The organism is Bradyrhizobium sp. AZCC 2176 (assembly GCF_036924645.1).
In the GTDB taxonomy this organism is placed as follows: Bacteria; Pseudomonadota; Alphaproteobacteria; order Rhizobiales; family Xanthobacteraceae; genus Bradyrhizobium.
The window spans coordinates 4,851,505-4,875,841 of the sequence record NZ_JAZHRX010000001.1 but is presented as its reverse complement, the minus strand read 5'-3'; the positions used below and the strand labels follow the sequence as shown (position 1 = coordinate 4,875,841).

At 61.5% G+C, this 24,337-nt stretch carries 17 protein-coding genes and 3 pseudogenes; 13 read left to right on the top strand and 7 right to left on the bottom strand.

Going from position 1 to position 24,337, the window contains the following annotated elements:
• The first annotated feature begins 187 nt into the window (after positions 1-187).
• On the top strand, positions 188-658 hold the full coding sequence (locus V1288_RS22915) for a cupin domain-containing protein (protein ID WP_334359200.1): 471 nt from the start codon (positions 188-190) through the stop codon (positions 656-658).
• 408 nt (positions 659-1,066) lie between these two features.
• Here V1288_RS22915 and V1288_RS22910 read toward each other — a convergent pair whose 3' ends face one another.
• Both V1288_RS22910 and V1288_RS22905 read right to left on the bottom strand, forming a co-directional pair.
• On the bottom strand, positions 1,067-1,294 hold the full coding sequence (locus V1288_RS22910) for a hypothetical protein (RefSeq protein ID WP_334359199.1): 228 nt from the start codon (positions 1,292-1,294) through the stop codon (positions 1,067-1,069).
• Positions 1,295-1,323: 29 nt separating this feature from the next.
• Positions 1,324-1,503 carry a hypothetical protein gene (locus tag V1288_RS22905; protein ID WP_334359198.1) on the bottom strand — a complete coding sequence of 60 codons (180 nt, stop codon included), beginning with the start codon at positions 1,501-1,503 and terminating at the stop codon, positions 1,324-1,326.
• A gap of 973 nt (positions 1,504-2,476) precedes the next feature.
• Here V1288_RS22905 and V1288_RS34120 point away from each other — a divergent pair.
• The 8 genes and pseudogenes from V1288_RS34120 to V1288_RS22870 all read left to right on the top strand — a co-directional run.
• Positions 2,477-2,926, top strand: a pseudogene (locus tag V1288_RS34120) (glycoside hydrolase family 113); the annotation flags it as partial.
• 50 nt (positions 2,927-2,976) lie between these two features.
• A pseudogene (locus V1288_RS22900) lies at positions 2,977-3,248 on the top strand (transposase); the annotation flags it as partial.
• 1,664 nt (positions 3,249-4,912) lie between these two features.
• Positions 4,913-6,319: a sigma-54 interaction domain-containing protein gene (locus tag V1288_RS22895; RefSeq protein WP_334359197.1), complete on the top strand. Its 1,407-nt coding sequence runs from the start codon at positions 4,913-4,915 to the stop codon at positions 6,317-6,319.
• A gap of 582 nt (positions 6,320-6,901) precedes the next feature.
• Positions 6,902-7,171, top strand: a complete 270-nt coding sequence (locus V1288_RS22890; RefSeq protein ID WP_334359196.1) for a hypothetical protein — start codon at positions 6,902-6,904, stop codon at positions 7,169-7,171.
• Positions 7,172-7,252: 81 nt separating this feature from the next.
• Entirely contained in the window at positions 7,253-8,632 is a 1,380-nt protein-coding gene (locus V1288_RS22885) for an efflux RND transporter periplasmic adaptor subunit (protein ID WP_334359195.1), read from the top strand.
• Entirely contained in the window at positions 8,633-9,334 is a 702-nt protein-coding gene (locus V1288_RS22880; RefSeq protein ID WP_334359194.1) for an ABC transporter ATP-binding protein, read from the top strand. It begins immediately after the preceding gene.
• On the top strand, positions 9,331-10,566 hold the full coding sequence (locus V1288_RS22875) for an ABC transporter permease (RefSeq protein ID WP_334359193.1): 1,236 nt from the start codon (positions 9,331-9,333) through the stop codon (positions 10,564-10,566). Before V1288_RS22880 ends, V1288_RS22875 begins: the two co-directional genes overlap by 4 nt.
• Positions 10,567-10,882: 316 nt before the next feature.
• A pseudogene (locus V1288_RS22870) lies at positions 10,883-11,023 on the top strand (IS110 family transposase); the annotation flags it as partial.
• Between the two features lie 94 nt (positions 11,024-11,117).
• Here the strand turns inward: V1288_RS22870 and V1288_RS22865 are convergent.
• Positions 11,118-12,515, bottom strand: coding sequence for a tyrosine-type recombinase/integrase (locus V1288_RS22865; RefSeq protein WP_334359192.1), 1,398 nt, complete (start codon positions 12,513-12,515; stop codon positions 11,118-11,120).
• 834 nt (positions 12,516-13,349) lie between these two features.
• Here V1288_RS22865 and V1288_RS22860 point away from each other — a divergent pair.
• Both V1288_RS22860 and V1288_RS22855 read left to right on the top strand, forming a co-directional pair.
• Positions 13,350-14,726 (top strand): cation-efflux pump, encoded by a 1,377-nt coding sequence (locus tag V1288_RS22860; RefSeq protein ID WP_334359191.1) that lies wholly within the window; start codon positions 13,350-13,352, stop codon positions 14,724-14,726.
• 193 nt (positions 14,727-14,919) lie between these two features.
• Positions 14,920-17,238: an ATP-binding protein gene (locus V1288_RS22855; protein WP_334359190.1), complete on the top strand. Its 2,319-nt coding sequence runs from the start codon at positions 14,920-14,922 to the stop codon at positions 17,236-17,238.
• Between the two features lies 1 nt (position 17,239).
• Here V1288_RS22855 and V1288_RS22850 read toward each other — a convergent pair whose 3' ends face one another.
• The 4 genes from V1288_RS22850 to V1288_RS22835 form a co-directional block, all read right to left on the bottom strand.
• The gene (locus V1288_RS22850) at positions 17,240-18,130 is read right to left on the bottom strand and encodes a LysR family transcriptional regulator (RefSeq protein ID WP_334359189.1); all 891 of its coding nucleotides are present in this window, start codon (positions 18,128-18,130) and stop codon (positions 17,240-17,242) included.
• Between the two features lie 155 nt (positions 18,131-18,285).
• The gene (locus V1288_RS22845; protein WP_334359188.1) at positions 18,286-20,103 is read right to left on the bottom strand and encodes an adenylate/guanylate cyclase domain-containing protein; all 1,818 of its coding nucleotides are present in this window, start codon (positions 20,101-20,103) and stop codon (positions 18,286-18,288) included.
• Between the two features lie 101 nt (positions 20,104-20,204).
• Complete coding sequence (locus V1288_RS22840) at positions 20,205-21,125, bottom strand: ABC transporter substrate-binding protein (protein WP_334359187.1); 921 nt, start codon at positions 21,123-21,125, stop codon at positions 20,205-20,207.
• Positions 21,126-21,304: 179 nt separating this feature from the next.
• Complete coding sequence (locus tag V1288_RS22835; protein ID WP_334359186.1) at positions 21,305-22,963, bottom strand: winged helix-turn-helix domain-containing tetratricopeptide repeat protein; 1,659 nt, start codon at positions 22,961-22,963, stop codon at positions 21,305-21,307.
• A gap of 172 nt (positions 22,964-23,135) precedes the next feature.
• Between V1288_RS22835 and V1288_RS22830 the strand changes: the two genes are divergently transcribed.
• Both V1288_RS22830 and mddA read left to right on the top strand, forming a co-directional pair.
• On the top strand, positions 23,136-23,447 hold the full coding sequence (locus tag V1288_RS22830) for a hypothetical protein (RefSeq protein WP_334359185.1): 312 nt from the start codon (positions 23,136-23,138) through the stop codon (positions 23,445-23,447).
• Between the two features lie 62 nt (positions 23,448-23,509).
• Entirely contained in the window at positions 23,510-24,292 is a 783-nt protein-coding gene (gene mddA / locus V1288_RS22825) for a methanethiol S-methyltransferase (protein WP_442893975.1), read from the top strand.
• Positions 24,293-24,337: the final 45 nt, after the last annotated feature.

Sequence of the window (24,337 nt, the reverse complement as noted above, 5' to 3'; positions counted from 1 at the left end):
CGCTCACAGGGGAAGAGCGGAAGTAGCCGGCGAGAGCCAAAATGACGCGATTGACCCGACTGCGACATTGGAGCTGACGATTTGCGAGGAGGCGCGGCTCGACTGTTCAATCTTATGCATTGGGGATAGAATTCGGCCGGCTCATCACCTCAAAAGTTGGGCTTAGTCTGAGACATGGGAGGATCACATGAAAATGATTCAAGTTACCATCGTTTCCGGCTTGATCGCATTGGCCGGTCTCGCGTCAGCCCAAGGCATGGATGACAAGATGCTTGGACCGCAGGATATCAAATGGACGAAGGCCCCGCCGTCTGTTCCGCCGGGGGCTGAAGCGAGCGTACTCTACGGCGACCCCGGGAAGGACGGCTTGTTCGTGCTTCGGTTCAAGCTCCCCAAGGGCTATGCCATTCCCCCGCACACCCACCCGAAGCCTGAAATCGTAACCGTTATCTCTGGCACGTTTACGCTCGGCATGGGCAACGTTGCGGATAAAGGGAACGCCAAGCCGCTGCCGGCTGGAAGCTTCTTTGCGTTCGAGCCCGGCATGGCGCACTATGCCTTCACGGATGAAGAAACCGTTGTTCAGATCAACAGCACTGGGCCGTGGGGTATCAATTACGTAAATCCCAAAGACGACCCCCGACAGAAAACGCAGTGACTAAAACTCCAGTCGGCAGGGGCGCGCCAACCAACGTCCCTGCTGATTTGTTTGAGGCGGCCATGCACTCTCGGGCGAAACGCCATCGCTTGAGCACATTTCGCGTGCCTTGTGCCGCGCGCCGACGAGGTGAGCAAACAATCGGCCGGAATGTCCGAGTGGCACCTTTGAGACATGGCGACCGGCCCTGACGATTTCGTTTCCAAGGGAGGACCGGAAGTAGTCGGCCGACGGCCAAAGTGATGCGATTGACCCAAAAGAGACATGCCGCCAAGCGCTACGCGCTCAACCAGCTACCGCGGGCTACGGTTGGCCCCTACACACTTCCGGCAATTGAGCCCGGCGTTAAACACCGTTCCCGGCACGCTAACCCGCTCGTCGCTATAGAGCGGGGCGTTGCACATGGCGTTACCAGCTAGCGCCCAGACCGCAACCCTCGAACGGCTTTCGCCAGTTCGCCGCATCGATCGGCGGCAGCTGGTAGCTGTCTTTTCCGGCCGATATTGTCAGGGGCTCGCCCGACCCGAGCAGCGCATAGAGCCGCGCTCTGAGCGCAAGCCACTTTTTCCCGTACACTTGCGGATCCCGTTTGGCGTAGCCGAGATAGGTCTGCGAGAATTCGGTGGCGAAGTTCATCGGCACTGGCTCCTGGACCTCGATCGGTTCTACGAATTCGCCGTCAATGTCATCTTGCTTTTCGCATTCGCGATCGTGACGCGCGCCTTGCCTTCTTTCTTCGCGGTTCCGGGATATTTGAGTTGCAGCGCGAAGAAGCGGCCGCATCCAAGATAGAATGTCACCTTGTCCGCTTCCGAATAGGTCAGTACGTGGCCGTCATTGGGCACGACCTGATATTTCCAGCCGTCCGCGGAGAAGGCCGAAGAAAGCTTGAGCCAGCCCCAATGGCGATCACGGCCGAGAGGAGATTTACGGCCTTGAGCATGCGGTCTCCATTTCCATTGGGCATAGTGAACGAAGCGCGCATGTGGTCAAGCCTCGCGGGCAAGGGAGGCCTTGCGCGCGCCGATCAGTTTGTCTCGCCATCCCAAGTCGATGCATAACGCTCTCACAGCCAGGCGGTAGAGCGCCCAGGGCCATCATGCCGGCTAAGTTTGAGTTGGCGATCAACCTAAAGACCGCGAAAGCGCATGGGCTAGCCATTCCACCGTTGCTGCTCGCTCGCGCCGACGAGGTAAGGATTGTCGGCATCTGGCTCATCGCGTTCGTTAGCAAGTGTTATTACGCACAGTACCGCGCGGCCCGCAGCCGACATGTTGCACGGTCGAGCTGAAACTCGAGACGCGCAAGAAGGCGCTCACAATCGAAGCTGAGGACGCGTTGCTTGCAGTTCCCAAGATCAAGCTTGAGGACCCCGAGGCACTCATCACCTACGTTGATGTCGACGAACAGGACCATGGCGAGGACACGATCCACCTCGCAGGCCGGGCGCGCGCCCGTCAGGAACTCCTGAATCTCGGCGAGCAGAGTATCGACCTCACCGATCCAGGCGATGTGATCCTCGCCGGAAGCTCGACGAATTTGGCAGCCGGGAGCTGCTCAGCCAGGTCGCACTCGTTCCGAAGTTGCCGCTGGTTTCGCACTGCTGTTCATCGAATGGGACCTGAGCCTCGAGGTACCCCGAAAGGGGGAGTCCTAAGTGACCTGCCCGTGCGCTATCAATTGCATGTGCCGATCGGCATGCCCTCAGTAGCGGGGCGGACGCGGGAACGTACACCGTCGTCAACGATCAGACGGCCGGGCACAACGCGAACAACCACTGGATCGTGATGCTGGCGGGCGCCTGTTGCGGGGGGACGCATGACGAGTATTTTTGATGTCCAGGGCTTCGGTGTATTGTCCGAGTGGAACGGACAATTCTCCAGCCTATCAGCAAACCAGGCCTTCCAGACGATCGCCTCGCTTGGTTCGAACTCGATCGAGCTGACCGTGCGGATCTGGACCCAGAGCAAGACCAGCACGTCCGTCTTTTCCGAGCCCGCCAAGACCGAGAGTGATGCGAGCCTGCTCGCGGGCTTTCAGGCAGCCCATGCCGCGGGATTGTCGGTCGTGTTCAAGGCGGCGCTTTCGCCGCTCGATGGAACGCCGACCCATGCCTTGGCGCCATCGGATGCTGCGAGCTTCTTCGCCTCCTACAAGGCCGAAATCGTCCATCTTGCGACCATCGCCCAGCAGGCCGGTGTCGAGACGTTTGTCATCGGCAACGAGATGGGCAGCCTGACCGGCTCCCAGTATCGCGTCTACTGGACCGACATCATCAGCGCCGTGCGCCAGGTCTATCAGGGCGAGCTGACCTATGCGACCGCACGATCCTCGGCAAGATATCAAGGCGCGGCAATCGCTACCTGCGCGCGCTGTTCGTGAAGCCGCGTGGGTCGTGCTGGTGAAGGTCAAGTGTTGGGAGCGCTATGGCCTCAAATCTTGGATCGAAGCCGCCAAGAAACGATTGCTCCACAACGTGCTGGCGATTGCGCTCGCCAACAAGCTCGCCCGGATCGCGTGGGCGGTTCTCAACAAGGGACGCGCCTTCGAATGCGTCAAGACGGAGGAGATCGCGTCCCGAGTTGCCTGATCCTCGCGCCGTGCTCGGGGCCGTCAAGGCGCAGCCTGGCAGTGGGAGACCAAGACGTCAGGACAGCACGACGGCCGGCCTTGACGGCCCTTGCGCGCGGCGCGTCTGCGCGCGCAGGCCGGGACGAAGGAACGACCGCCAGGCACGAACAAAGGAACAGCGCGAAGTGAGGAACTATCGATGACGTAACCAAGATCCCTTACCCGCCGAGGTCTGCGAGAGGATGAGACGACGATGGAGGATCGGTCTTCCCGGCGCATGCGAACACTGGTGACCCAAATGGCCCATTCGAGGCCTGTCCGCTAATCAGCTCGCATGCGCGCTGATATCCATGATGGCCCGGAGCACCACACGCTCCAATCAGAGGTCGGATACATTGATGCAAGACCGCATCTGCCAGGTTGACGAAACCTCTTGCGACGCGCGGCCGGACCATACATGTGGGTCAAACTCGACGTTCTGACCGTGGGTGCAGACACTTCCGGTCTACCCCGATCAACAGACATTCTGGGTGTCCAGCGGCACGTCTCAAACGTGCCAACAGGCGACATCACCTCCTCATCTGGGACGGCTGAGCAATGGGCGAAAATATCTTAGGTGAAACGCCAGAGTCCTTTAGGCTGAGCAGGAGAATCGATTGGGGCTATTCCGATTAGTAGAGCCGCCAGCCGTCCCGACGCACTTTCGGTCCACGCACTTTCACGTTAACGCAGCGCGATCCCCTTCTCCTCGACCAGCCAGTTCAGCAGCGTCAAACCGGGACATCCACATCCGGCGACCCCAGAGTAGGTGGTAGAGGGTCCCGTGGATTGATCCCAGAAATCTCCGCGCTGCATCAGGGCAACGAAGCCATCCGAATTGCCGCCTCTCCATGATGCACCTCCTGCTCCATCAAAACACCAAACTCGGTGGTCTTCGGATCCGCATGTTATGCGCGGGGCGTTTCGCCCAAAAGAAAACCGTTTACAACTCGAAGAAAAGCGATTTTACTATTTACATAATGTGCGGGCTGTGAAGCGCGGCCGCTTTAGACTGGACCGGCATCGCAGGCCCAAGTGGGCGATGGTGTCATGTGTGACAATTGCGTACCACAAATTTCGACCAAGCCGGAACGCTGAGCAGCGTCTCCGGCGTTTTTGTTTTTAGCCAGCCGCAATGCAAGGGGGCAATCGCGGAACGTCCTCGGCAGAAAAAGCAAATAAATACGTCCGTCTGGACCCAAATGCGTTTGCAGAAGCCTTCCTTGCGGTAGACCCCCAGGAGGGGAACGTCATGACCGCATACGAATACGAATGAGATTAAAGATCTCGCAGCCGATCAACGACGACCGATCAATCGTTCGACACCGCCATCGACAAGTTGCTGCTGTCCAGGAACCTCGCGTTCAGGACATCGCGGCCGGCTGTTTCGACGGCTGCCGGAATGGCTCGCACAGACACAAAATTCGGACTGAGAAAGTTCACCCAATAAAGCAAGAGATAGACCATTGGCTCTCAGCATTTCCGGCAACCTCATCATCGACGAGGAATTTCGCGTTCGATACGGAATCCGGGATCCGGCGGGATTGTGAAGTATCGTGCAGGTTCAGGCATGCTCATGGATTATTTATCACGAGCAGTCATGCGCCACATATTCCAATTAGCGACCCCTGTTGATTTCTATATTTGAGCAAGATTCTAAAAACTACAGGAATTAATAGTTTGAGCGTTAGCGTCATGCCACGACTAGTGCTGTTTATTGAGAGTGTATCGTGCCCGCTTCGGGAAGAATGCGAAGGCGCGTTGAATTTCGTTTCCGAACATATTCAATGGAGTTCGCTGGTCTTTGAACGATTGCGAGAGCATCGAGCGGATCTTGTTGTGGCCGTGGCGGCACCGAGATGTTCGTACGCCGCAAATTTCTTTCGTTGGCTTGTCAAGAATCCAATTGGCCCTCCGACGCTTGCCGTTCTCCCCCCCGATAACGATCTCATTCAGCTAGCCGCACAAGCGGTCGACGATTTTATTGTCGAGCCCATCCATTCAGGCGAGTGGCGCCATCGGGTTGCGCGACTTCTTGCGAACGATCCGGCTGACGACAACATGGCGGCCACCCAAGGACGCCGAACGCGAGAACTTGGGCTTGCGGAACTAGTGGGCGATCATCCAGCCTTCCTGCGTACCATCGAACAAATTCCGCTGGTGGCGCGAAATGACAGTCCCGTTCTCATTACAGGCGAGACGGGTACCGGCAAGGAACTGTGCGCACGCGCAATCCATCGTCTGAGCGCTCGCAGGGATTTTCCGTTCATTCCGGTGGACTGCTCGGCATTTCCCGAGCATCTGTTCGAGACCGAAATGTTTGGCCATGCACGTGGCGCCTTTACCGACGCACACCGTGACCAAATGGGGCTGGTTGCTCTTGCGGGTAGCGGCACGCTCTTCCTGGATGAAGTCGACGCACTTCCAATCGCATTTCAGTCCAAACTGTTGCGATTCCTCCAGGAGCATACTTATAGGCCGATAGGTTCCGAACGGTTTGTGAAGACTGAAGTGAAGATCATTAGCGCGTGCAACCAGGATCTGAACGATTTGCTGCGCGAACGGCGCTTTCGCCTCGATCTATTTTTCAGATTGAACGTACTTCAACTCCATCTTGTTCCGCTGCGCGAACGGCGCAGCGACATCGCGATTCTTGCCCGCTATTTTGTGAGCAGGCTCTCCGCAGAGAGCGGCACGCCACCTAAGGCCCTTGCTCCCGCAGTTGTCCAGAAATTGAGAGAATATGATTGGCCAGGAAATGTACGCGAACTTTACAACGCGATTCAAAGGGCCTTCATCTTTTCGCAAGGTAGACAGATTCAGCTTAGGGATATCTGCGATTTGCCGGTCCTCAATGCGTCATCGAAACCGTCGAGCGATAACTTTCGCGACGCGCGAGCGCGGGCCCTCGAAGCGTTCGAACGAACCTATATTGAGGAAAAACTTCGTGAAACCGGCGGTAATATTACGCGTGCGTCCCGCCTCGCGGGAAAGGACCGGCGCGCGTTTGGCCGTCTGATGAAACGTCACAACATTCGACCCAACTCTTAACGGAAATCGTTGCGTCGACAGCGGGTCAGTCGCAGCCCTCCCCCGGGACATTTTCGTCCCACCGCCGTGCCAACGCGAAATTATTCAGTCCGGTCCAACCGTTCGACGGCCTGGCCTGCCGGTCCAGCACCGTCATGGGTGGGACCGTAGCTTCCCGTCCGAGCTATGCCGTAGATTCGTTTCCCTCATCAGACCAATGACTTGCGGGTTGGCACGCGTTTTGCCACCAGCGCAATGGTTGGGGGTGCCGTTCCACTGAGCAACCCACTTAGAGGAGCAATCCATGTCACTGAGAAATCTGATGATTGCAACAACCCTCGCCGCGTTGACCACTGTACCCGGAGCCGGGTTGTCGCCGGCCCATGCAGACAAGGTCAAGGACTGCGGGACCACGACGACCACCGTGACGAACCCGCCTAGTGAAAATGCGGGTTTCACGTCGACGACAACGACCACCCAGACCTCCTCCTGCAATAGCAGCAGCGACACAGGTCAGGTGACCACGACCACCCCAACCACGAACAAGGGCGGCGGGACTCCGCGCGGCCACTGACGGTCTCCACGACTGAATGGGAGAGCAAGATGCTGAAGACACTTGGATTCGCATTGGCCGTTGCCGCTGTCGTATTCTCGCCGGCGGCCCACGCAGACAAAGTCAAGGACTGCGGGACGACGACCACCACGACCGCCGTGACGAACCCGCCTAGTGAAAATGCGGGTTTCACGTCGACGACAACGACATCGACCACCCAGACCTCCGCCTGCGGCAGCAACAGCGACACGGGTCAGGTGACCACGACCAATACCACCCCAACAACCAACAAGGGCGGCGGCACTCCGCAGGGCCATTAGAGCGGACTTCGCGAGCGCTATTGAACAAACTGGCCGGGCGGCACTCTGGAGCCGCCCCTCCTCTCGCAAGACACGTCTTTCATGAAGCTGCTGCTGGGATCTCTGGCCGCTGTCGGTTTGGTAGCGGCGGCATATCATCGGGGAATTCTCCCCGAGACCGTGTGGGATTCTGCCCGAACTCAAGCGGCACGGTACACCCCCGAATTGTTGGTGAACGCCCCTCCTGAAGGTCCTAAATACCTTCTTGCGCCGGTTCGTCGGGGGGACATCGCCACGACCGTGACGGCGAGTGGCGCGTTGTCGGCAATCACGACCGTCCTCGTCAGCTCGCAGGTATCGGGGCAAATGCTCCGCATCCTGGCGGACTACAACGCGGAGGTTCGTCGGGGCGACGTGATTGCTCAGATCGATCCGCTCAGCTTCCAGATCGCTTTGGAGCAAGCGCAAACCGAATTGAGTGTCGCCGAAGCGGCCGTGGTGATTCAGGAGCGTGTTCAGGAAAAGGCGGCCGCCGATCTCGCCAGCGTCGCCGCCGCGACGGAGAGGGCTCGCTTCGCGACCGAGCGCGAGCGCATCGTCGTCGCCGAGGCCCAGCGCGACCTGGAGCGGAAGCGTACCTTGGCCAGGGGGGACAACGTCTCTCAGGTTGACGTTTTCAGGGCGCAGGCTGCCTTCGATATGGCGGTTCAAAACTACAAGTCGGCTGAAGCCGACGAGCGCACCAAGATCGCACTAACTCAAGCGGCCGAGTCAGCGCGCCTCTCGGCCGAGGCGCAGGTGATTCATGCTAACGCAGTCGTGCAGCAAAGGCGGGCGGCCCTAAAGGTTGCGCAAACCGACCTGGACCGTACCAAAATTCGCTCGCCCATCGATGGAGTAGTGATCGGGCGCACCATCGAGGAGGGCCAGCAGGTCACTGTCACCCTGCAGACCCAGACGCTGTTCACGGTCGCTCAGGACCTCCGCGAGATGCAGATTAAGATCTCAGTCGATGAGGCCGACATCGGCAAAGTCCGAGAGGGCCAGCCAGTCATCTACACGGTGGACAGCTTCCCCGGTCGCGAGTTCCGGGCCGAGGTGAAGCAGATCCGCAAGGACTCGCACGAGAAGCAGAACGTGATCACCTACGTGGTGGTGGCCAACGCGCCGAACCCGGACAAGATGCTGATGCCCGGAATGACGGCGAATGCCCGCATTGTCATCGACGCCCACACGAACGTGCACAAGGTGCCGGTCGCCGCACTGCGCTTTGCCCCGTCCGGAGCGCGCGGACCGGAAGCTTCGCACCTTTGGACCTTGGGGGAAGATCAACGGCCGAGGCCGCTTCCCGTTCGAGTGGGGCTGTCGGACGGCAACATGGTCGAGGTCTCGATCGGCGAGCCAGTCGAGCAGGTCATCGTCGGGGTCGATCAGAGAGAGCCGCCGCCCACCATCACGCGGCGGATTATCGGGAGCATGTAGATGCCGCTGGTGGCCGTCTCAGATCTGACAAAAACCTACGTGGTCGGCCAGACGGCGGTGCCTGCGCTCCGGGGCGTGTCGCTCGCCATCGAGAGGGGTGAATTCGTAGCCGTCATGGGCTCGTCGGGCTCCGGCAAGTCCACATTGATGAACCTGCTCGGCTGTCTCGACGCCCCCAGCAGCGGCACTTATCACCTCGCCGGACAGGACGTGCTGCACCTGTCGAGCAACAAGCTCGCGGCGGTCCGCAACACGAGCATCGGCTTCGTGTTCCAGCAGTTCAATCTGCTGGCGCGGGCGACGGCGCTCGAAAACGTCGAGCTTCCGATGGTTTATGCCGGCCTCGGGCGGCGCGAACGCAGGCGCCGGGCACGCAACGCCCTGGCGCAGGTGGGCCTCTCGGAACGCGAGCACCATCGCCCCTCGCAGTTGTCCGGCGGACAGCAGCAACGGGTCGCGATAGCCCGCGCGCTGGTGAACCAGCCGCTTCTTCTGCTCGCCGACGAACCCACTGGTGCGCTCGACTCGGTGACTTCCGAGGAGATCATGGCCGCCCTGGCCCGCCTCAACGAGGGCGGGCTCACGGTGATCGTCGTGACTCACGACGCCGAGGTCGCCCGTTATGCACGCCGGATCATCCACTTCAAGGACGGCAGAGTAGTATCCGATGATCTGAACCAAGCTATGCGGGCCGCGGCGTGAAACTCGTCAACAGCACCCTTGCGGCGTTACGCGCCGTTCGCGTCAACAAGCTGCGCAGCGGGCTGACCATGCTCGGCATCGTTCTGGGAGTGTCATCGGTGACCGTCATGATGGCGGTCGGGGGCGGGGCGAGCCAGCGCATCCAGACCGAAATACGCAATCTCGGGGCGAACACCATCGTGTTGAACTCGGGGGCGCTGAAGAGCGGCGGCGTGTCCAGGGGACAGGGGTCACGACCAAGCGTTACGCTCGCCGACGCGCAGGCCATCGAGAACGAAATCCCGGCTGTGGTCGCGGCCTCGCCGCAGCACAACTTCGCGGGGATGCAACTGATCTATGGCAATGCGAACTGGTCCACCCTGGTCACCGGTACGACGCCCGAGTATCTCACCATCCGCAACTGGGCCGTGAGCCGGGGTCGCGCCTTTGACCGGGAGGACGTGGTCCAGGGCAGCAAGGTGGTCTTGCTCGGGCGGACCGTGGCCGAAAAACTGTTTGGCAATCAGAGCCCGGTGAGTCAGGAAATCCGCGTCAACCGCATTCCGATGACGGTGATCGGCGAACTGGCCGCCAAGGGGCAAAGCCTGGCTGGGCTCGACACGGACGACACCGCTGTCATCCCTATCTCGACCGCGTTCAATCGGGTCATCGGGCGCAATCCGGCCAATCCTCGGGCGATCTCGGGCGTGATCATCAAGGTGCGCGATGGCGCCAACATGGCTTCGGCCTTCACCGAGATTCGTCAGGTCGTGCGCGAGCGCCACGGTCTCCTGCCCGCACAGGAGGACGATTTTCACCTGATCAACCTGACCGAGGTGATGCGGGCCAAGGAGGACTCGGCGCGGGCGCTCGGCATTCTGCTTGCTGCTATCGCCTCCGTGTCGCTTCTGGTTGGCGGCATCGGGATCATGAACATCATGCTCGTCTCGGTCACCGAGCGGATCCGCGAAATCGGGCTGCGGCTCGCGGTTGGAGCCCGGAGAAGCGACATCCTGGGCCAATTCCTGGTCGAGGCGACGACACTGTCCCTGATCGGTGGCATCGCTGGGGTCGCCCTGGGCGTGGGCGGCGCCGTGGCCGTCGAGCGCTACGCCAACCTGGGCGTGGTGCTCAACGGACAGCTCAGCCTTGTCGCCATGGCCTTCGCGGCGGGAGTGGGCATTTTCTTCGGCTTCTACCCGGCCTGGAAGGCGTCACTGCTGCAACCCGTCGAAGCCCTGCGCTCGGACTGATCTTGATCAAACTGCATGCCGCGAGCAGACCGTCACCGAGGAATTGCAGGATCTCCGAGATCGCCTCATGGAGCGCGCCGGAGGCAACGATGCCAGGCGGCCTTTGAAGCAATATGCGGCGACGACCGCACGCGACGTTGGAGCGGACCTTCCGAACGTCACGGAGAGATCAATCGCGTCATTCTGACACTAGCCGGGCTCTTGAGCGGCAGATGGATCGATCTGCGCGAAGTACCGCTAATGGAATGGTCCGGCCGTGCTCCGGCCCTGCCAGTACGAGAAACTGGCAAGGGGCGCTCAAGACGAGGAGCACGCCATGTCTCAGAAACTCAACGCAGCGATCGCCGTGATCGGCATCGATATCGGCAAGAACTCGTTCCACCTCGTGGGTCATGATCACCGCGGCGCCATCGTGCTGCGGCAGAAGTGGTCACGCGGCCAGGTGGAAACGCGGCTCCCCGCGCGCTCGGTAAACGCATCAGTGCCCAAATGGCGCGTTTCAGCGTGTTTCAACAGAAAAGCCCGACCCCGAGGCGGGGCCGGGCTAATGGTCAGGCGACGAGACGCAGTTCGGTTTCCGCTTGACCGACGGGCTTGCCGATGATGCGCCGCAACTCTGCTGCAACGCCATCAAGCACCGCGCGCTTCTCCTTCATGCGCTTTGAGTGATTGTAGACTTTACCGGTGACAGTCGGCACGGTCTGCTCCTGTTTCTTGCTCGCGGCGTGATCGAGACACTTCGCGATCCACGCATCGTCAAAGCCGAGATCGCCAGCCAAGGTCGCCGCCGTCCGGCGCAGATCGTGCGGCGTGAACGGCCGCAGACCGAGCAGCGCGCACATGCCGGGGGTCTTCACCTTGCCCTTGTGCTTAGTGCCGCGCAGCGCGGTTGCCATCACCTTGCGGTTCATCGGCATATCGCCGAAGGGGCTCGCAAAGACGTATTGTTGCTTGTCGCTGATCAGCGCTTCCCGAATGATCTCCACCGCAAGATTTGACAGCGGCTGCTGGATCACGCGCCGCTTCTTCACCCGTTTCAGCGGGACGTCAAAACGCGGATTGTCGCCGTCGAGATCGAACAGTTCGTCGCGATGCGCGCCTAGCAGTTCGCCCGAGCGCAGCATGGTGACCAACTCGAACTTGAGCGCGAGACAGGTCTTGCGATCCCAAGGCAGGTCGTCCCGGTCGAGGCCGTGCCAGAAAATCCTGATCTCGTCCTCGGAAAGGACGCGGGTGCACGGATGCTCGGGGTCGAGCTTCGGCAGGTTGACGCAAGGGCTGGCGGTTACATAGTCGCGGCCTGCCTCCGCCGCCCAGTTGAACAATCCCGAGATCGCCTTGCGCATATGCCGCGCATTGCTGACCGAAGGAACCCCGAGCTTTCCCGCTACGATATCGTTCGACAGCGTGGCAATGTCGTGCTTGGTGACTTCGCCCGGCAGCTTTTTGCCGAGCCTTGGGCTGATGAAGCGCCGCAAGTGGCTGGCGGTATTTTCCCAGCTTTCCAGCCGGGGCCGCATTTCCCCGTCCGGCTTGCGAACCGGCGTCTTCATCCACTCGATCCGCTCCTCGATGATCTCATCGACGGTCTTGCCCCGTTTCACCTTCTGCGCCTTCTGCTGCCGGAAACTCTCTGCAACGTTCTCGCCGTTGCCAATCCGGGTTTTGAGGGCATAGACCTCGGTGCGTGCCTGCTCGACCGCGAAGGTCTCGGGGTTATAGACGCCCAGCCATTTGGACCGCTGCTTGCCAGTGGCCCGGTCGGTGAACTTGAAGAAGAAGGTCGCGACGCCTGCCGGTATGATGCTGACGTAGAGGCCAGGGCATTTGCGGTCGTAGATTTTAACCCGCTTGGCGACCCGCTTCTCACAGAGGCGGTCGGTCAGGATGACGCTGCCATTGCGCGCGTGCTTGCCAGCGGGTTCGGTGGTGGTGGTGGTAGTATCCATTGTGGTTTCGGCTCCTAAGGGTTGAGACCAAAGGGGCTCGGCTTTGGGCTTTCAGTCTGTTGCGAGGGCACTGAAAGGCTTAGGGCCGGGCCCTAAATTTGGCGAAACCCGCCGAAGCGCCCCGAAACAGGCTAGTCGAAAAGTGCTTGTTTTAAAGGGTTTTCTTAGTTTCGGCGTGTTTCACCGAATACCAAAATATAGACGTGTGGTCCTGGCACCCGTTGCTGGTGTCAAGCCGGCGGAGATGTTGCGATCCCAACCGGGCTTCGCAAGATCTTCAATCCGCCGGCGATGGAGGCAAGAGGAATTCGTCTCCAGGGAGAGCGCGGTATAAGCCGTCAAACCACTGCGCAGGGAATGCCGGGCTGCTCCGGCTGTACCTGTATGCTCGTGTGCGCATCTCTAGCGCTATTTGCACACGAGACCGCGGGTGCAGCAAGCACCCGGCATTCCCTGCGCCCTCTTCTTCATGGGCGGATGATTTGCAAAGCTCGGGTGCATTGCACCGCGAGAATGCGGAGACGTATCTATATCCGTCACCCTGAGGAGCGCGCTCTTGCGCGCGTCTCGAAGGGCGACGGCCACCGGCGGGGCCGCACATCCTTCGAGGCTCGCTTCGCTCGCACCTTCGGGATAAGCGCAAGTGCGCTTATTCCAGAGATGACGGATCAAGGATGGATTGCTTCGCTTCGCTCGCAATGACGATCCCTTCGCTCAGAATGACGGTCCTTCAACTCAGAACCATTCGCAACAAATCGCTCCTGCAAGTGAGTGGCAAGTGCGCCCTCCCCGGTCGCCTTTAATGTTGGACAACGCCCTGCTAAACCGCCGCCCATGAGTCATGCTCCCACCATCAAGACCAACGTCGCGGCGATCTCGATCTTCGCCAGCGCCGGCATGGCTGCGGCGAAATTCGCCGTTGGCATCGCGATCGGCTCGCTGGCGCTGATCTCCGAGGCACTGCACTCCTCGGTCGACGTGATCGCGACCGTCATCACCTGGCTGGTGGTGCGGGTGTCCGACCAACCGGCCGACGAGGAGCATCACTACGGCCACGGCAAGTTCGAGAGCCTGTCGGCGCTGTTTGTCATCGCGCTGCTCTACGTGCTGGCCGGCGGCATCCTGGTCGAATCCTGGAGCCGCCTGCGCGAAGGCGCAGCGCCGCCGACGATATCGGCGATTCCCTTCGTGGTGCTGGTGATCGATATCGCGGTGAATTTCTGGCGCGCGCGGGCGCTGCATCGCACGGCGCGCGAAACCCGAAGCCAGGCGCTGGCGGCGGATGCGCTGCATTTCGCCTCCGACGTGCTCGGCTCCGTCGCCGTCATCGCCGGCCTGGTGCTGACCGGGCTCGGCTATCTCTGGGGCGACTCGGTCGCCGCCATTGCGGTTGCCGTGATGATATCGATCCTCGGGCTGCGGCTGGGACGTTCCACCGTCGAAACGCTGCTCGACCGCGCGCCGGCGGGCGCTTCGGAAAAGGCTGTCGCCGCCATTCGCGCGGTGCCCGGCGTGGTCGGCGTCGAGCGCCTGCGGGTTCGCATGGTCGGCCCGACGCATTTCATCGATGCCATCGCAAAGGTGCCGCGCACCTACCCGATCGACCGGGTCGAGGCGATCAAGAAGGCCGCACAGGCAGCGGTCACCGAGGCGCTCGGCGATGCCGACCTCACCTTCACCGCCGTTCCGGTCGCGCGCGACAATGAGAGCGTGCGCGAGCGCATCATGGTGATCGCCCGCAATTCCGGCCTCGCCATCCACCATGTCACCGTGCACGATCTCGGCGAGAAGCTGATCGTCGGCATCGACCTCGAAGTCGACGGTGACATGGAGCTTGCGGCGGCCCACGAGGTTACCCGCGTGCTGGAGCGAAACATCCGCGAGAATTTCGGCGAGGACGTCGAGGTCGACACCCACATCGAGCCGCTCGACCCGGAACTGCCACACGGCACCGACGCCGCGCCCCAGCGCGTCGAAGCCATCAAGGCCGCGCTGGCGCGCTTCGCCGGCAGTGGCGCCATTCATGACATCCACAATGTTCGGGTGCGCGACACTGACGCGGGCGAAATCGTTAACTTCCATTGCCGCGCCGCGCCGTCGATGAGCGTCGTCAAGGTGCACGAGAACGTCGACGAGATCGAGCGCGCGCTGCGCCGCGCGTTTCCCTCGATCAAGCGCGTGATCAGTCATGCCGAACCGCCGCGCGCGTAGATTTGCGAACCCGTTCCCGTTTCGGACTCACCCTGACGACGCCTTAATTCGCGTTGGACAACATTTATTTCGAATTAACGAATCGTTGACACTCGACAGTCCCGAAAATCTGGATTCAAATCGCTTTGATTCGGAATGACGTGGGGTTCGTTCCGGACAGTGTGCAAAAGAGCCTTCGGCGGGGGTCTAAAGCATGGCGCGCGCGCATGCGGCGAACGCGTATGTCCAATCCGACTCGATCAAGGGATTGGCGCAGTCGATCGCAAAACCTGCCTATCACCGGCTGCTCACCGCAGAGCCGGCGCTTCGTCGCGCCGTGCCGACGCTCATCATTGCCTTCCTCATCACCATCTGCCTCGGCGCCTTCGTGCAGGTGATCGACCAGAGCCGGCAAAAGCGCGCCGCCATGAAGCGCGACCTCTCCGCGCTCACCGACCTCTTGGCCGAACGCCTCGACCGCATTGCTTCCGTCCGGCAGGACCGCGCCGCCAACATTGAGCGGTTGCAGAGCCTGCTGCCCGACCTGATCCCGGCCTGGGGCGTGGCCAGCGGCCGCCATGTCATCATCACCGGCGCCGATCACCGGATTCTGGCCCGCGTCCCCGTCGAAGGCAGCTTTGGCGACAACGATCGCATCCTCGACGTCATCAGCACGGCGCAACTGCTCGCCACCCCCAGCCAGCAGGGCGTCATCACCGACATGACGCTTCCGAGCGGCAACGGCGCCATGGCGATCTCGCGGCTGGTGAAATCGCTGCCGGGCCAGGTCGTCGTCATCCAGGAAAAGAACGAGCCGCTGTGGGGCTCCGATGCCGCATTGTCGGTGACGCTCTCGGCCACCACCGGCTTCGTCGTTCTGATCCTCGGCTTCGCCTTCCATTGGCAGTCGACCCGCGCCCGCGAGGGCGACCTCATCAACGACGCGGTGCGCGGCAGGATCGACACCGCGCTCAATCGCGGCCGCTGCGGCTTGTGGGACTGGGACTTGTCCCGCGGCCGGATCTTCTGGTCGGCATCGATGTTCACGATGCTCGGGCTCGACTCCCGCAACGACCTCCTCACCTTCGGCGAAGTCAACGCGCTGGTGAAATCCGATGACATCGACCTGTTCGCGATCGCCGACCAGATGATCGCGGGCCAACTCGACCACATCGACCAGAGCTTCCGCATGCAGCACACCGGCGGCCACTGGATCTGGCTGCGGGTGCGCTGCGAGCTCAGCCACACCTCGGCCGACGGCGGCCTGCACCTGATCGGCATCGCAGTCGACATCACCGAACAGAAGAGCCTCGCCGAGAAGACCGTGGAGGCCGATCTGCGGCTGCGCGACGCGATCGAAACCATTCCGGAAGCCTTCGTGCTGTGGGATGCGGAAGACCGCCTGGTGCTCTGCAACTCGCACTTCCAGCGCCTGCACAAACTGCCCGATACGGCGGTGACCCCCGGCACCTCCTACGAGACCGTGATCGAGGTCGGCAGCATGCCGGAAGTGCGCACCAGGCTGCAGGAGACCGGCGCGCAAGCGCCGGGAGCCCGCACTTTCGAAGCGCAGCTCGACGACGGAAGCTGGCTGCACATCTCCGAGCGCCGCACCAAGGACGGCGGTTACGTCTCGGTCGGCACCGACATCACCCGCATCAAGGAGCACGAGCAGAAGCTGATCGAAAACGACGCCCGCCTGCGCGCCAACGTGATCGACCTCAAGCGCTCGCAGGCCGAGCTTGCCGACCTCGCCGAAAAATACTCGCAGGAAAAGAACCGCGCCGAGGAAGCCAACCAGGCGAAATCCAAATTCCTCGCCAATATGAGCCACGAACTGCGCACGCCGCTGAACGCCATCATCGGCTTCTCCGAGATCATGGGCAGCGGCATGTTCGGCGTGCTCGGCTCCGACAAGTATCAGGAGTACTGCCACGACATCCTGACCAGCGGCAAATACCTGCTCGAAGTCATCAACGACATCCTCGACATGTCGAAGATCGAAGCCGGCCGCATGAAGCTCGACATGGAGCAGCTCGACCTGTCGAAGCTGCTGGCGGAGTCGCTGCGCGTGGTCTCGGGGCGCGCCGAGGACAAGCATCTGACGCTGGACGCCGATATCGAGAGCACGATTTCCGTGATGGCCGACCGCCGCGCGGTCAAGCAGATCTTCGTCAACCTGCTGTCCAATGCCGTGAAGTTCACCCCCGACGACGGCAAGGTCACGGTGCGGAGCCACGTGCTGCCCAACTCGATCGTGCTGATGATCGCCGATACCGGCATCGGCATCGCGCCGGCCTCGCTGCGGCGGCTCGGCAAGCCGTTCGAACAGGTCGAAAGCCAGCTCACCAAGACCTACCAGGGCTCGGGCCTCGGCCTGGCCATTGCGCGGTCCCTGACCAGCCTGCATGGCGGAACGATGCGGCTGCGCTCCAAGCTCGGCACCGGCACCGTGGTGCGCATCACGCTGCCGCGCGAGGCGCAACAGCCGAAGACGAATCTGACGGCCGAGGCCAAGGCCGCAGCCGCGTGACCTACTCCAGCGTCGGCGCCACTTCGCGGGCGACCTGCACCAGCGCCGCGATCAGGGGTGTCATCGGATCGCGCTGCGGGATCACCATGCCGACGCTGTAGTCGACGACGGGATCGACGATCGGAATGCTTCGGATGGTGTCGGCCAGCCCCAGGGTCTCCGCTAGTTTTGCCGGCATCACGCTCGCCCAGCGCCCGGTCTTCACATGTGTATAGAGGACCACCAGCGAGTTCGAGGTCAGCGTCGGCGTGGCCTCGGCCCCGACCGATGCCAGCGCGCGATCGATGATACGGCGGTTCTGCATGTCCGGCGTCAACAGGCACAGCGGCACCTGTCCCACTTCCTTCCAGGTGACCTGCTTGCGATCGCCGAACATGGCATCGGGCGCCGTCAGCAGGCGATAGCTCTCATTGTAGAGTGGAATGGTGCGCACCTTGCCGATCGGTTCGTTCTCGATATAGGTCAGCCCGGCATCGACCTCGAGATTTTCCAGCAAGCCGAGCACATCGGCCGACGTGCAGGACTGGATACGAAAGCGAACGTCGGGGTACCGCGCGCGGAACGGCGTCGTCAGCGACGCGACCATGCCGAGCACGGTCGGGATCGCGGCGATCCGGATCTCGCCGGAGAGCTTGTCCTTGAGGCTATTGATCTCCTGCCGCATCGCACGGGTGTCGCCGACGATCCGCCGCGCCCAGTCGAGCGTGCGTTCCCCCTCCGGCGTAAATCCCTGGAATCGCGACCCGCGCTGCACCAGCATGACGCCGAGGATTTCCTCGAGCTGCTTGAGGCTGGTCGACATGGTCGGCTGGGTGACGCCGCAGGCCTCGGCTGCCCGTCCGAAATGCCGTTCCTTGGCGAGCGCCAGCAGAAGTTCAAGCTTGTCAATCAAGGAGATGGTCCCAGGAAGTTTGGTGGCAAAGGTGCCCAGAAATAGCACGGACCGGCGGCCTTCAATACGTCAAAAGTGAGCGTCCGGAGGGCTCGTTTTCCGGAGCCATTCGGTCCTCATATCACCCCATTTCTCAATCTTATCTGCCTGCTTTTTCAGTCAGCACTCGTCGAAGCAAGCTCCGGCGCCTCTCTTTGAAGACTTGCCCCGGCGGACCGAACGAGAGCGGGCTGAGGTGGACAGCCGGGATGCGGTCGAGGTGCTGCGCTGCGAACGACGGCAAAAACCTCCAGAGCATGATCGTAGCCCTTGATGGCCTGCTCTCCGACGGATGCGAGCGCAATATCGTCTCCGACGTGCCCGCTGACAACCGGGTCCACCAGTATCTGCGTGTCGTCGGCCAAACTGCAAAGCCGCGACGCCAGATTGACGACATTTCCGATCGCCGTGTAGTCGAGGCGTCCGTGATAGCCGAGGGTTCCGACGGTTGCGGGTCCCATCGCGATACCGATACCGAAACCCAAGGTGCAGCCACCAGCGTTCCAGGTGTTCGCAAGGGATTGCACCGCCGCCTGCATGTCGATCGCAAGCCGCACGCCACGCTGCGCCGGGTTCTCGCAGGCAACCGGCGCGTTGACGAGAACCATCACGCCGTCACCGGCAAAGCGGATCAAGGTCGCCGCATGGCGGGCCGTGACGGCGCCAATGGCCTCGTAATATTGCCGCAGCACGGTCAGAATGGCGTCGGGCTCCGCGCGCGCGGAAAACGCTGTGAAGCCGCGCAGGTCGCCGAAAATCGCCACCACCTCCCGCCGCTGCCCATCCAGCAGCCCCTTATCGGAGTGCTCAACCAGTTCAGCCACTTGCGGTGCAAGGAATTGCTTCAGACGGCTGATGCGCTCGGACTTCTGCTGCGAAGCGGCCAGCTCTTCCGCCATCTGGTTGAACCGGATTGCCAATTGCTCCAGTTCATCGTGGCTCTTGATCGTGATGCGATGGTCGAACTGCCCCATCCCGATCCGTTCGACGCCATCCTCGAGTTGCCTGATCGGTCCCCACATGCGGCATGCCCGCCAATAGGCCAGCACAAGCGCGAAAACGATGCCGAGACCGATGAGGATCAGGGAACGCCGCAGCGCGGCGCGGATGGATTCGAACGCCTCCAGGACCGGCTGCTCCGCGATCACCGTCCAACCCACGTTGGGGGCGCGCACCGAGAGCGCAACGACGGGTTTGCCGTCCTCGCCGGCCGTGGCGACCGCCGATCCATTCGCGGCACTGACGACGGACTTGAGACGGTCGAACTCCCCTGCCCCCGCGCCGCTGCGCAGGACAAGGCTGATGTCGGGGTGGGCGATCAGACGCCCGGAATCGTCGACGACAAGGGCATGTCCGGTGTCGCCGATCTTGATCGCCGCGATGATATCCCAGATCAGTTTGAGGTTGATGTCGGCAACGACGATGCCGGCGGCCGCACGGTTTCCCGCAACCGCGATCCGCATGTAAGGCTCGGAATCACGCTGATAGTGCACCGGGCCATACCAGACCCGGTTGGCGCGCGCGCCGACAACCGCCGGATCCGCCGACATGTCCGCGCCGCGGCCGGTTCTGTTCATGCTCACGCGGGATACGAAAACCCGTTCAGTGCCGGTCGGGTCGATCAGCGAGAGCGAAACAATCGCCGGCACCTGCTGCAGTAAACGCAACCCGTCCACCTTGCGCCGGTCGTCCTCGCCCGCCGTCCACGGAAACTGCACGACCCAGCCGAGTTGATCGCGTATTCCGTCGGTGAAAGCCTGTATCCGATCGGCCGCCGAGCGAGCCTCGACCTGAAGAATTTCATCGAGATCAAGCCGATTGTCACGAAAGGCAAACCAGGCTTCGGTCGCGGAGCCAAGCATCAGCGGCACCACCACTGCGACAAACAGCGTGACGAAGTATTTGACGAACAGGGAGCGGCGCGGACGGGTCATCGAACGGGCATCCGACGGGCGGCGTTTCGAACTAACATGAGAAGGGCCGGGCTCATTCGATCACCCGGTTGGCGCGAAACAGGACCGAGGATTTGTCCAGGTCAACCGAGCAGTTCGGCGGTCCTGAGATTCACGACCAGCTCGAACTTGGTGGGCTGATGGACGGGAAGATTGGCAGGCTTTTCGCCGCGCAAGATCCGGTCGGCGTAGGTCGCAAGCCAGAAGTAGGTCGCGCGTTGGTTGGCGCCATAACTCAGCAGTCCGCCTGCGTCGCAATATTCGCTCCAGCCGAACATTGACGGCAGCCGCTGCGCGATAGCGAACTCGGCAATTCTGGTCCGGTGCACCATCGTCAGCGCGTCCGGAAACACCAGTAGCGCATCCGCATGCGCCTCCCCCACCGATCCAAGTGCGCCGTCAAGTTCGTTGGCGCCGGAGAACGGAACGTAATGCGGCACGATATCGAGTTTTTGGGCGGCCTCCTTGGTCGAGCGCCACTCCGATTGCTCTCCCGGATGATTGGCGTTCGACAGAACAGCAAGCTTGCGCAAGTTCGGAAGAACTTCCTTGAGCAGCTCAACCCGCTTTCCCGCCAACTCAAGTGAAAGAAAGGTAGAGCCGGTGAAATTGCCGCCGGGCTGCCCGAGGCTCCGGACGAGCCCCAACGCCACGGGATCGCCGCTCAGCGCGAACAGGACCGGAACTTCCGCCACCTCCGTCATCGCGCGCGTCGCCGGGCCGCTCGACACGGCCAGGTCGACCTGGCCGCGCCGGAGTGCGGATGCCGCCTCGCGCAGCGCCTGCGGATTGCCGATCGCATAGTGTAGTTCAAGGACGAGGTTTTTTCCTTCGACATAGCCCCGCGCCCGCAGTCCCTCCCGGAAGCCATCCAGGAACGGATCGGGCTGGGACTGCGTGGAGAGCCAGAAGATGCGATGAATGCGCGTCGAATCCTGCGCGAATGCGGCGACCGGCCACGCCATCGCAGCACCCACGAGCGCAATGAATTCTCGTCGTTCCATGCCCGCGAGTATGGTCCGGAGCGGCTTGCCGCGCTTAGAGCGCGTATTCAGATAATCTGCAGATAATCTTGATTTTGGCGTTGCAGGTAATGCTCGCCGCTACCTGAAAATCGAATGCCCTGTTCCATGCATTCGAGGAAATCGGCCCGAACACGCCTCTCCAGCCGGCGGCCTCCGATTTAAGCGGCCACAATGCCGGCGACACGCAGGCCCTCAACGAAACGATCTATGAAGCCCGGATCATTGCAGAAGAAGAATTCCTGTCGCGCCGTTTCAATAGTGTAGTTTGGCTTGCGCTGCAGCAGTTCGGCAGCCACCGTTGCCGCCTGCGCCCGCTCCCCGAGCAGGCCAAGCGACGCCGCCAGTGACGCAAAAGCCTGATAGGTGACATTGGGCTGCCGTGTCGCCCGCCGGGCGAATTCGGCTGCTATGTCATACTCGCCAAGGGAGAAGTGCGCCCAGGAGCGGACATGGTGGAAACCGGAGATGTGGCTGTCGCGCGGGCTCAGCATGGTCGCCCGATCGAGCAGCGTTTCCGCCTCGATCTCCCGTCCGTACCACAGCATGTTAAAACCTTGCGCGAAATAGGCCTGCGCAAAACTCGGATTGAGCTCCAGCGATACGTCGAGCGCTGCCAGCGCCTCGTCGTTCTGATGGGTAAGGCACAAAGCGCGTCCGAGGGCGCAGTGGCAGAAGCAATCGAGTTCGTCGAGCGCCACCGCATGACGCCCCTGGCGCAACGCCGTTTTCAGCCGCGCCGTGCGATCTTTCGGCTCGTCGAAAAAGGCGCGCTGCAGATTGACGTAGCTGAGTGCGCCATGGCCGCGCGCAAAATTCGGATCAGCCTCGATCGCACGCTGGAAGTATTCTTCGGCCTGGTCGAACCCCGGCGTGGTGAAGCGCCATAGGTTCCAGAGGCCGCGCTGGTAACAATCCCAGGCATCCAGGCTTTCCGGCGCCTTGCGCGCGGCAAGCTGCTGCTCGACCTTCGACAGCTCCGGCTCGATCGTCGCGGCGATCTGGCGAGCCATCTCCTCCTGGATATCGAAGATATATTCGAGCTGCAGGTCGTATTTGTCGGACCACAATTGCTTTCTGTCCGCGGCCCGGACGAGTTCCGCCGTGATCCGTACCGTATCGCGACTCTTGCGAACGCTGCCGACCATCACATACCTGACGCCTAGCTGCTCACCAATTTCGCGCGCGTCCACCGTTCGTCCCTGGAACGCCACGGTCGAGTGCCGCGAGATAACCGAAAGCCACCGGTTACGGGCGAGGAGACGAATAATGTCCTCGGTCAAGCCATAGCTGAAATAGTCGTTTTCCGGATCGTCAGACATGTTTCCAAACGGCATCACGGCGATCGACGGGCGCGTGACGGCCTCAGCCTTCACGGATTCCGAGACGATGTCGCCAAGGTGTCGCACTTCGGCAGAAACCGAGACGGTGACGGGAACGTCTGCCGCCGCGGCGCCGCCGTCAGGAGCAAGCCGAGCCGCCTCCGCATTCGCTTCCGGGGCGTTGACCGCCTGGACGTCGCCGACGAACCGGAAGCCACGCTTGTGCAGCGTCCGGATGAAGACCTGATCGTTTCCATTGTCGCCAAGCGCGCGCCGCGCGCCATTGATGCGGCTGGAGAGCGCCGCCTCTGAGATGATCCGGCCGTTCCAGATCGTCTCGATCAGCTCATCCTTGCTGACAATCCGGTCGCGGTTGCGGACCAGGTGAACGATGAGATCGAATACTTGGGGCTCAATATGAACCGCTTCCCCGAGCCGGCGCAGCTCCTGCTGGCTGAGGTCAATCTCGAACTCGGCAAATCGGTACTTTAATACCACCTCTGTCAATCCAACACGAGGTCCCGCCGCCCGGCCGACGGCGCACGATACACACTAAGCAAAAACAGTCACTTGCGGAGGAAAAACAAAGCTCTTCTCAAGAAATCCGCCAAGCGGGAACAGACATCTCAATCTAACGACGGGCCAATCATCGTACAATCGGAGGATGGCCATGACCGGCCTGTTGCTCAATCCCACCAAGGCGGATGTTTCGCCAGAAGGCTTGTTGCCGCACGAGGGCGCCATCCGACCCCGCGCGTGGACCCACCGAAGCCGCGCCGCCAGTCCCCTTGCGGTGACCAGGGGCCTGAGGGGCCTTCTCAACGGCTGGAAAGCCGCCGCCAGCGCCTACCGCGAACGCCAATCGGCCTGGCTCGCTTTGCACCAAGCTGGAGGTCGCGACTTGTACGACAAGCGCACCTATCGCGGCCCGCTCGATGGCGTCCTCGAAAGAGTCACGCGGCTTCGCAAGCGGAGGAGCTGAAGGAGACAATTGCCCCCGAGACATTTTCCCGACGTCAACATTCCAAACCAAGGAGATTTTAAATGTCGGTTACAATGCAAACCGGACCGAATGCAACGCCTGCGGCCGCCAGTTCTCGTGCCATGAGATTGATCACTCTCTGCTACGGCGGCATCGCCTATCTCATCTTCTTCGGCACGTTCCTCTACGCGGTCGGCTTCGTCTCGGGATATGTCGTGCCCAAAACCGTCGACAGCGGTACGGCGTCGCCGCTGACGACGGCGCTGCTGATCAACCTGGTGCTGATGTCGATCTTCGCCGTACAGCACAGCGGCATGGCGCGGCAGGGATTCAAGAAGCTGTTCACGCGCTTCGCTTCGCCAGCGATCGAACGCTCGACCTATGTGCTGCTGGCGAGCCTCTCGCTGATACTGCTGTTCTGGCAGTGGCAGCCGATGCCTGCGGTGGTCTGGAACATCGAAACCCCTGTTCTCGCCGGCGTCGCGACCGCCTGTGGCTTTGCGGGCTGGCTCATCGTGCTCTACAGCACGTTCCTGATCAGCCATTTCGAGCTGTTCGGATTGACGCAAGTGGTCGCCCATTTCGCTGGCCGCATGGTCGAGCCCGTCAAGTTCAAGACGCCCGGCCTGTATCGCCTGATCCGGCACCCGATCTATCTCGGCTTCATCATCGCCTTCTGGTGCACGCCGACGATGACGCTGGGCCATTTGCTGTTCGCTGCGGTGACGACAGCCTACATCTTCGTCGGCATCCATCTCGAAGAACGCGATCTGGTGACGATGTTCGGCCAAGAATATCGGCGCTATCGCGAAAAGGTGGCGATGCTGGTGCCCGGCATTTTCTGAAAACAACGATTTGCGGTCCAGATTGCGCCGGAATTCACCGCAAGG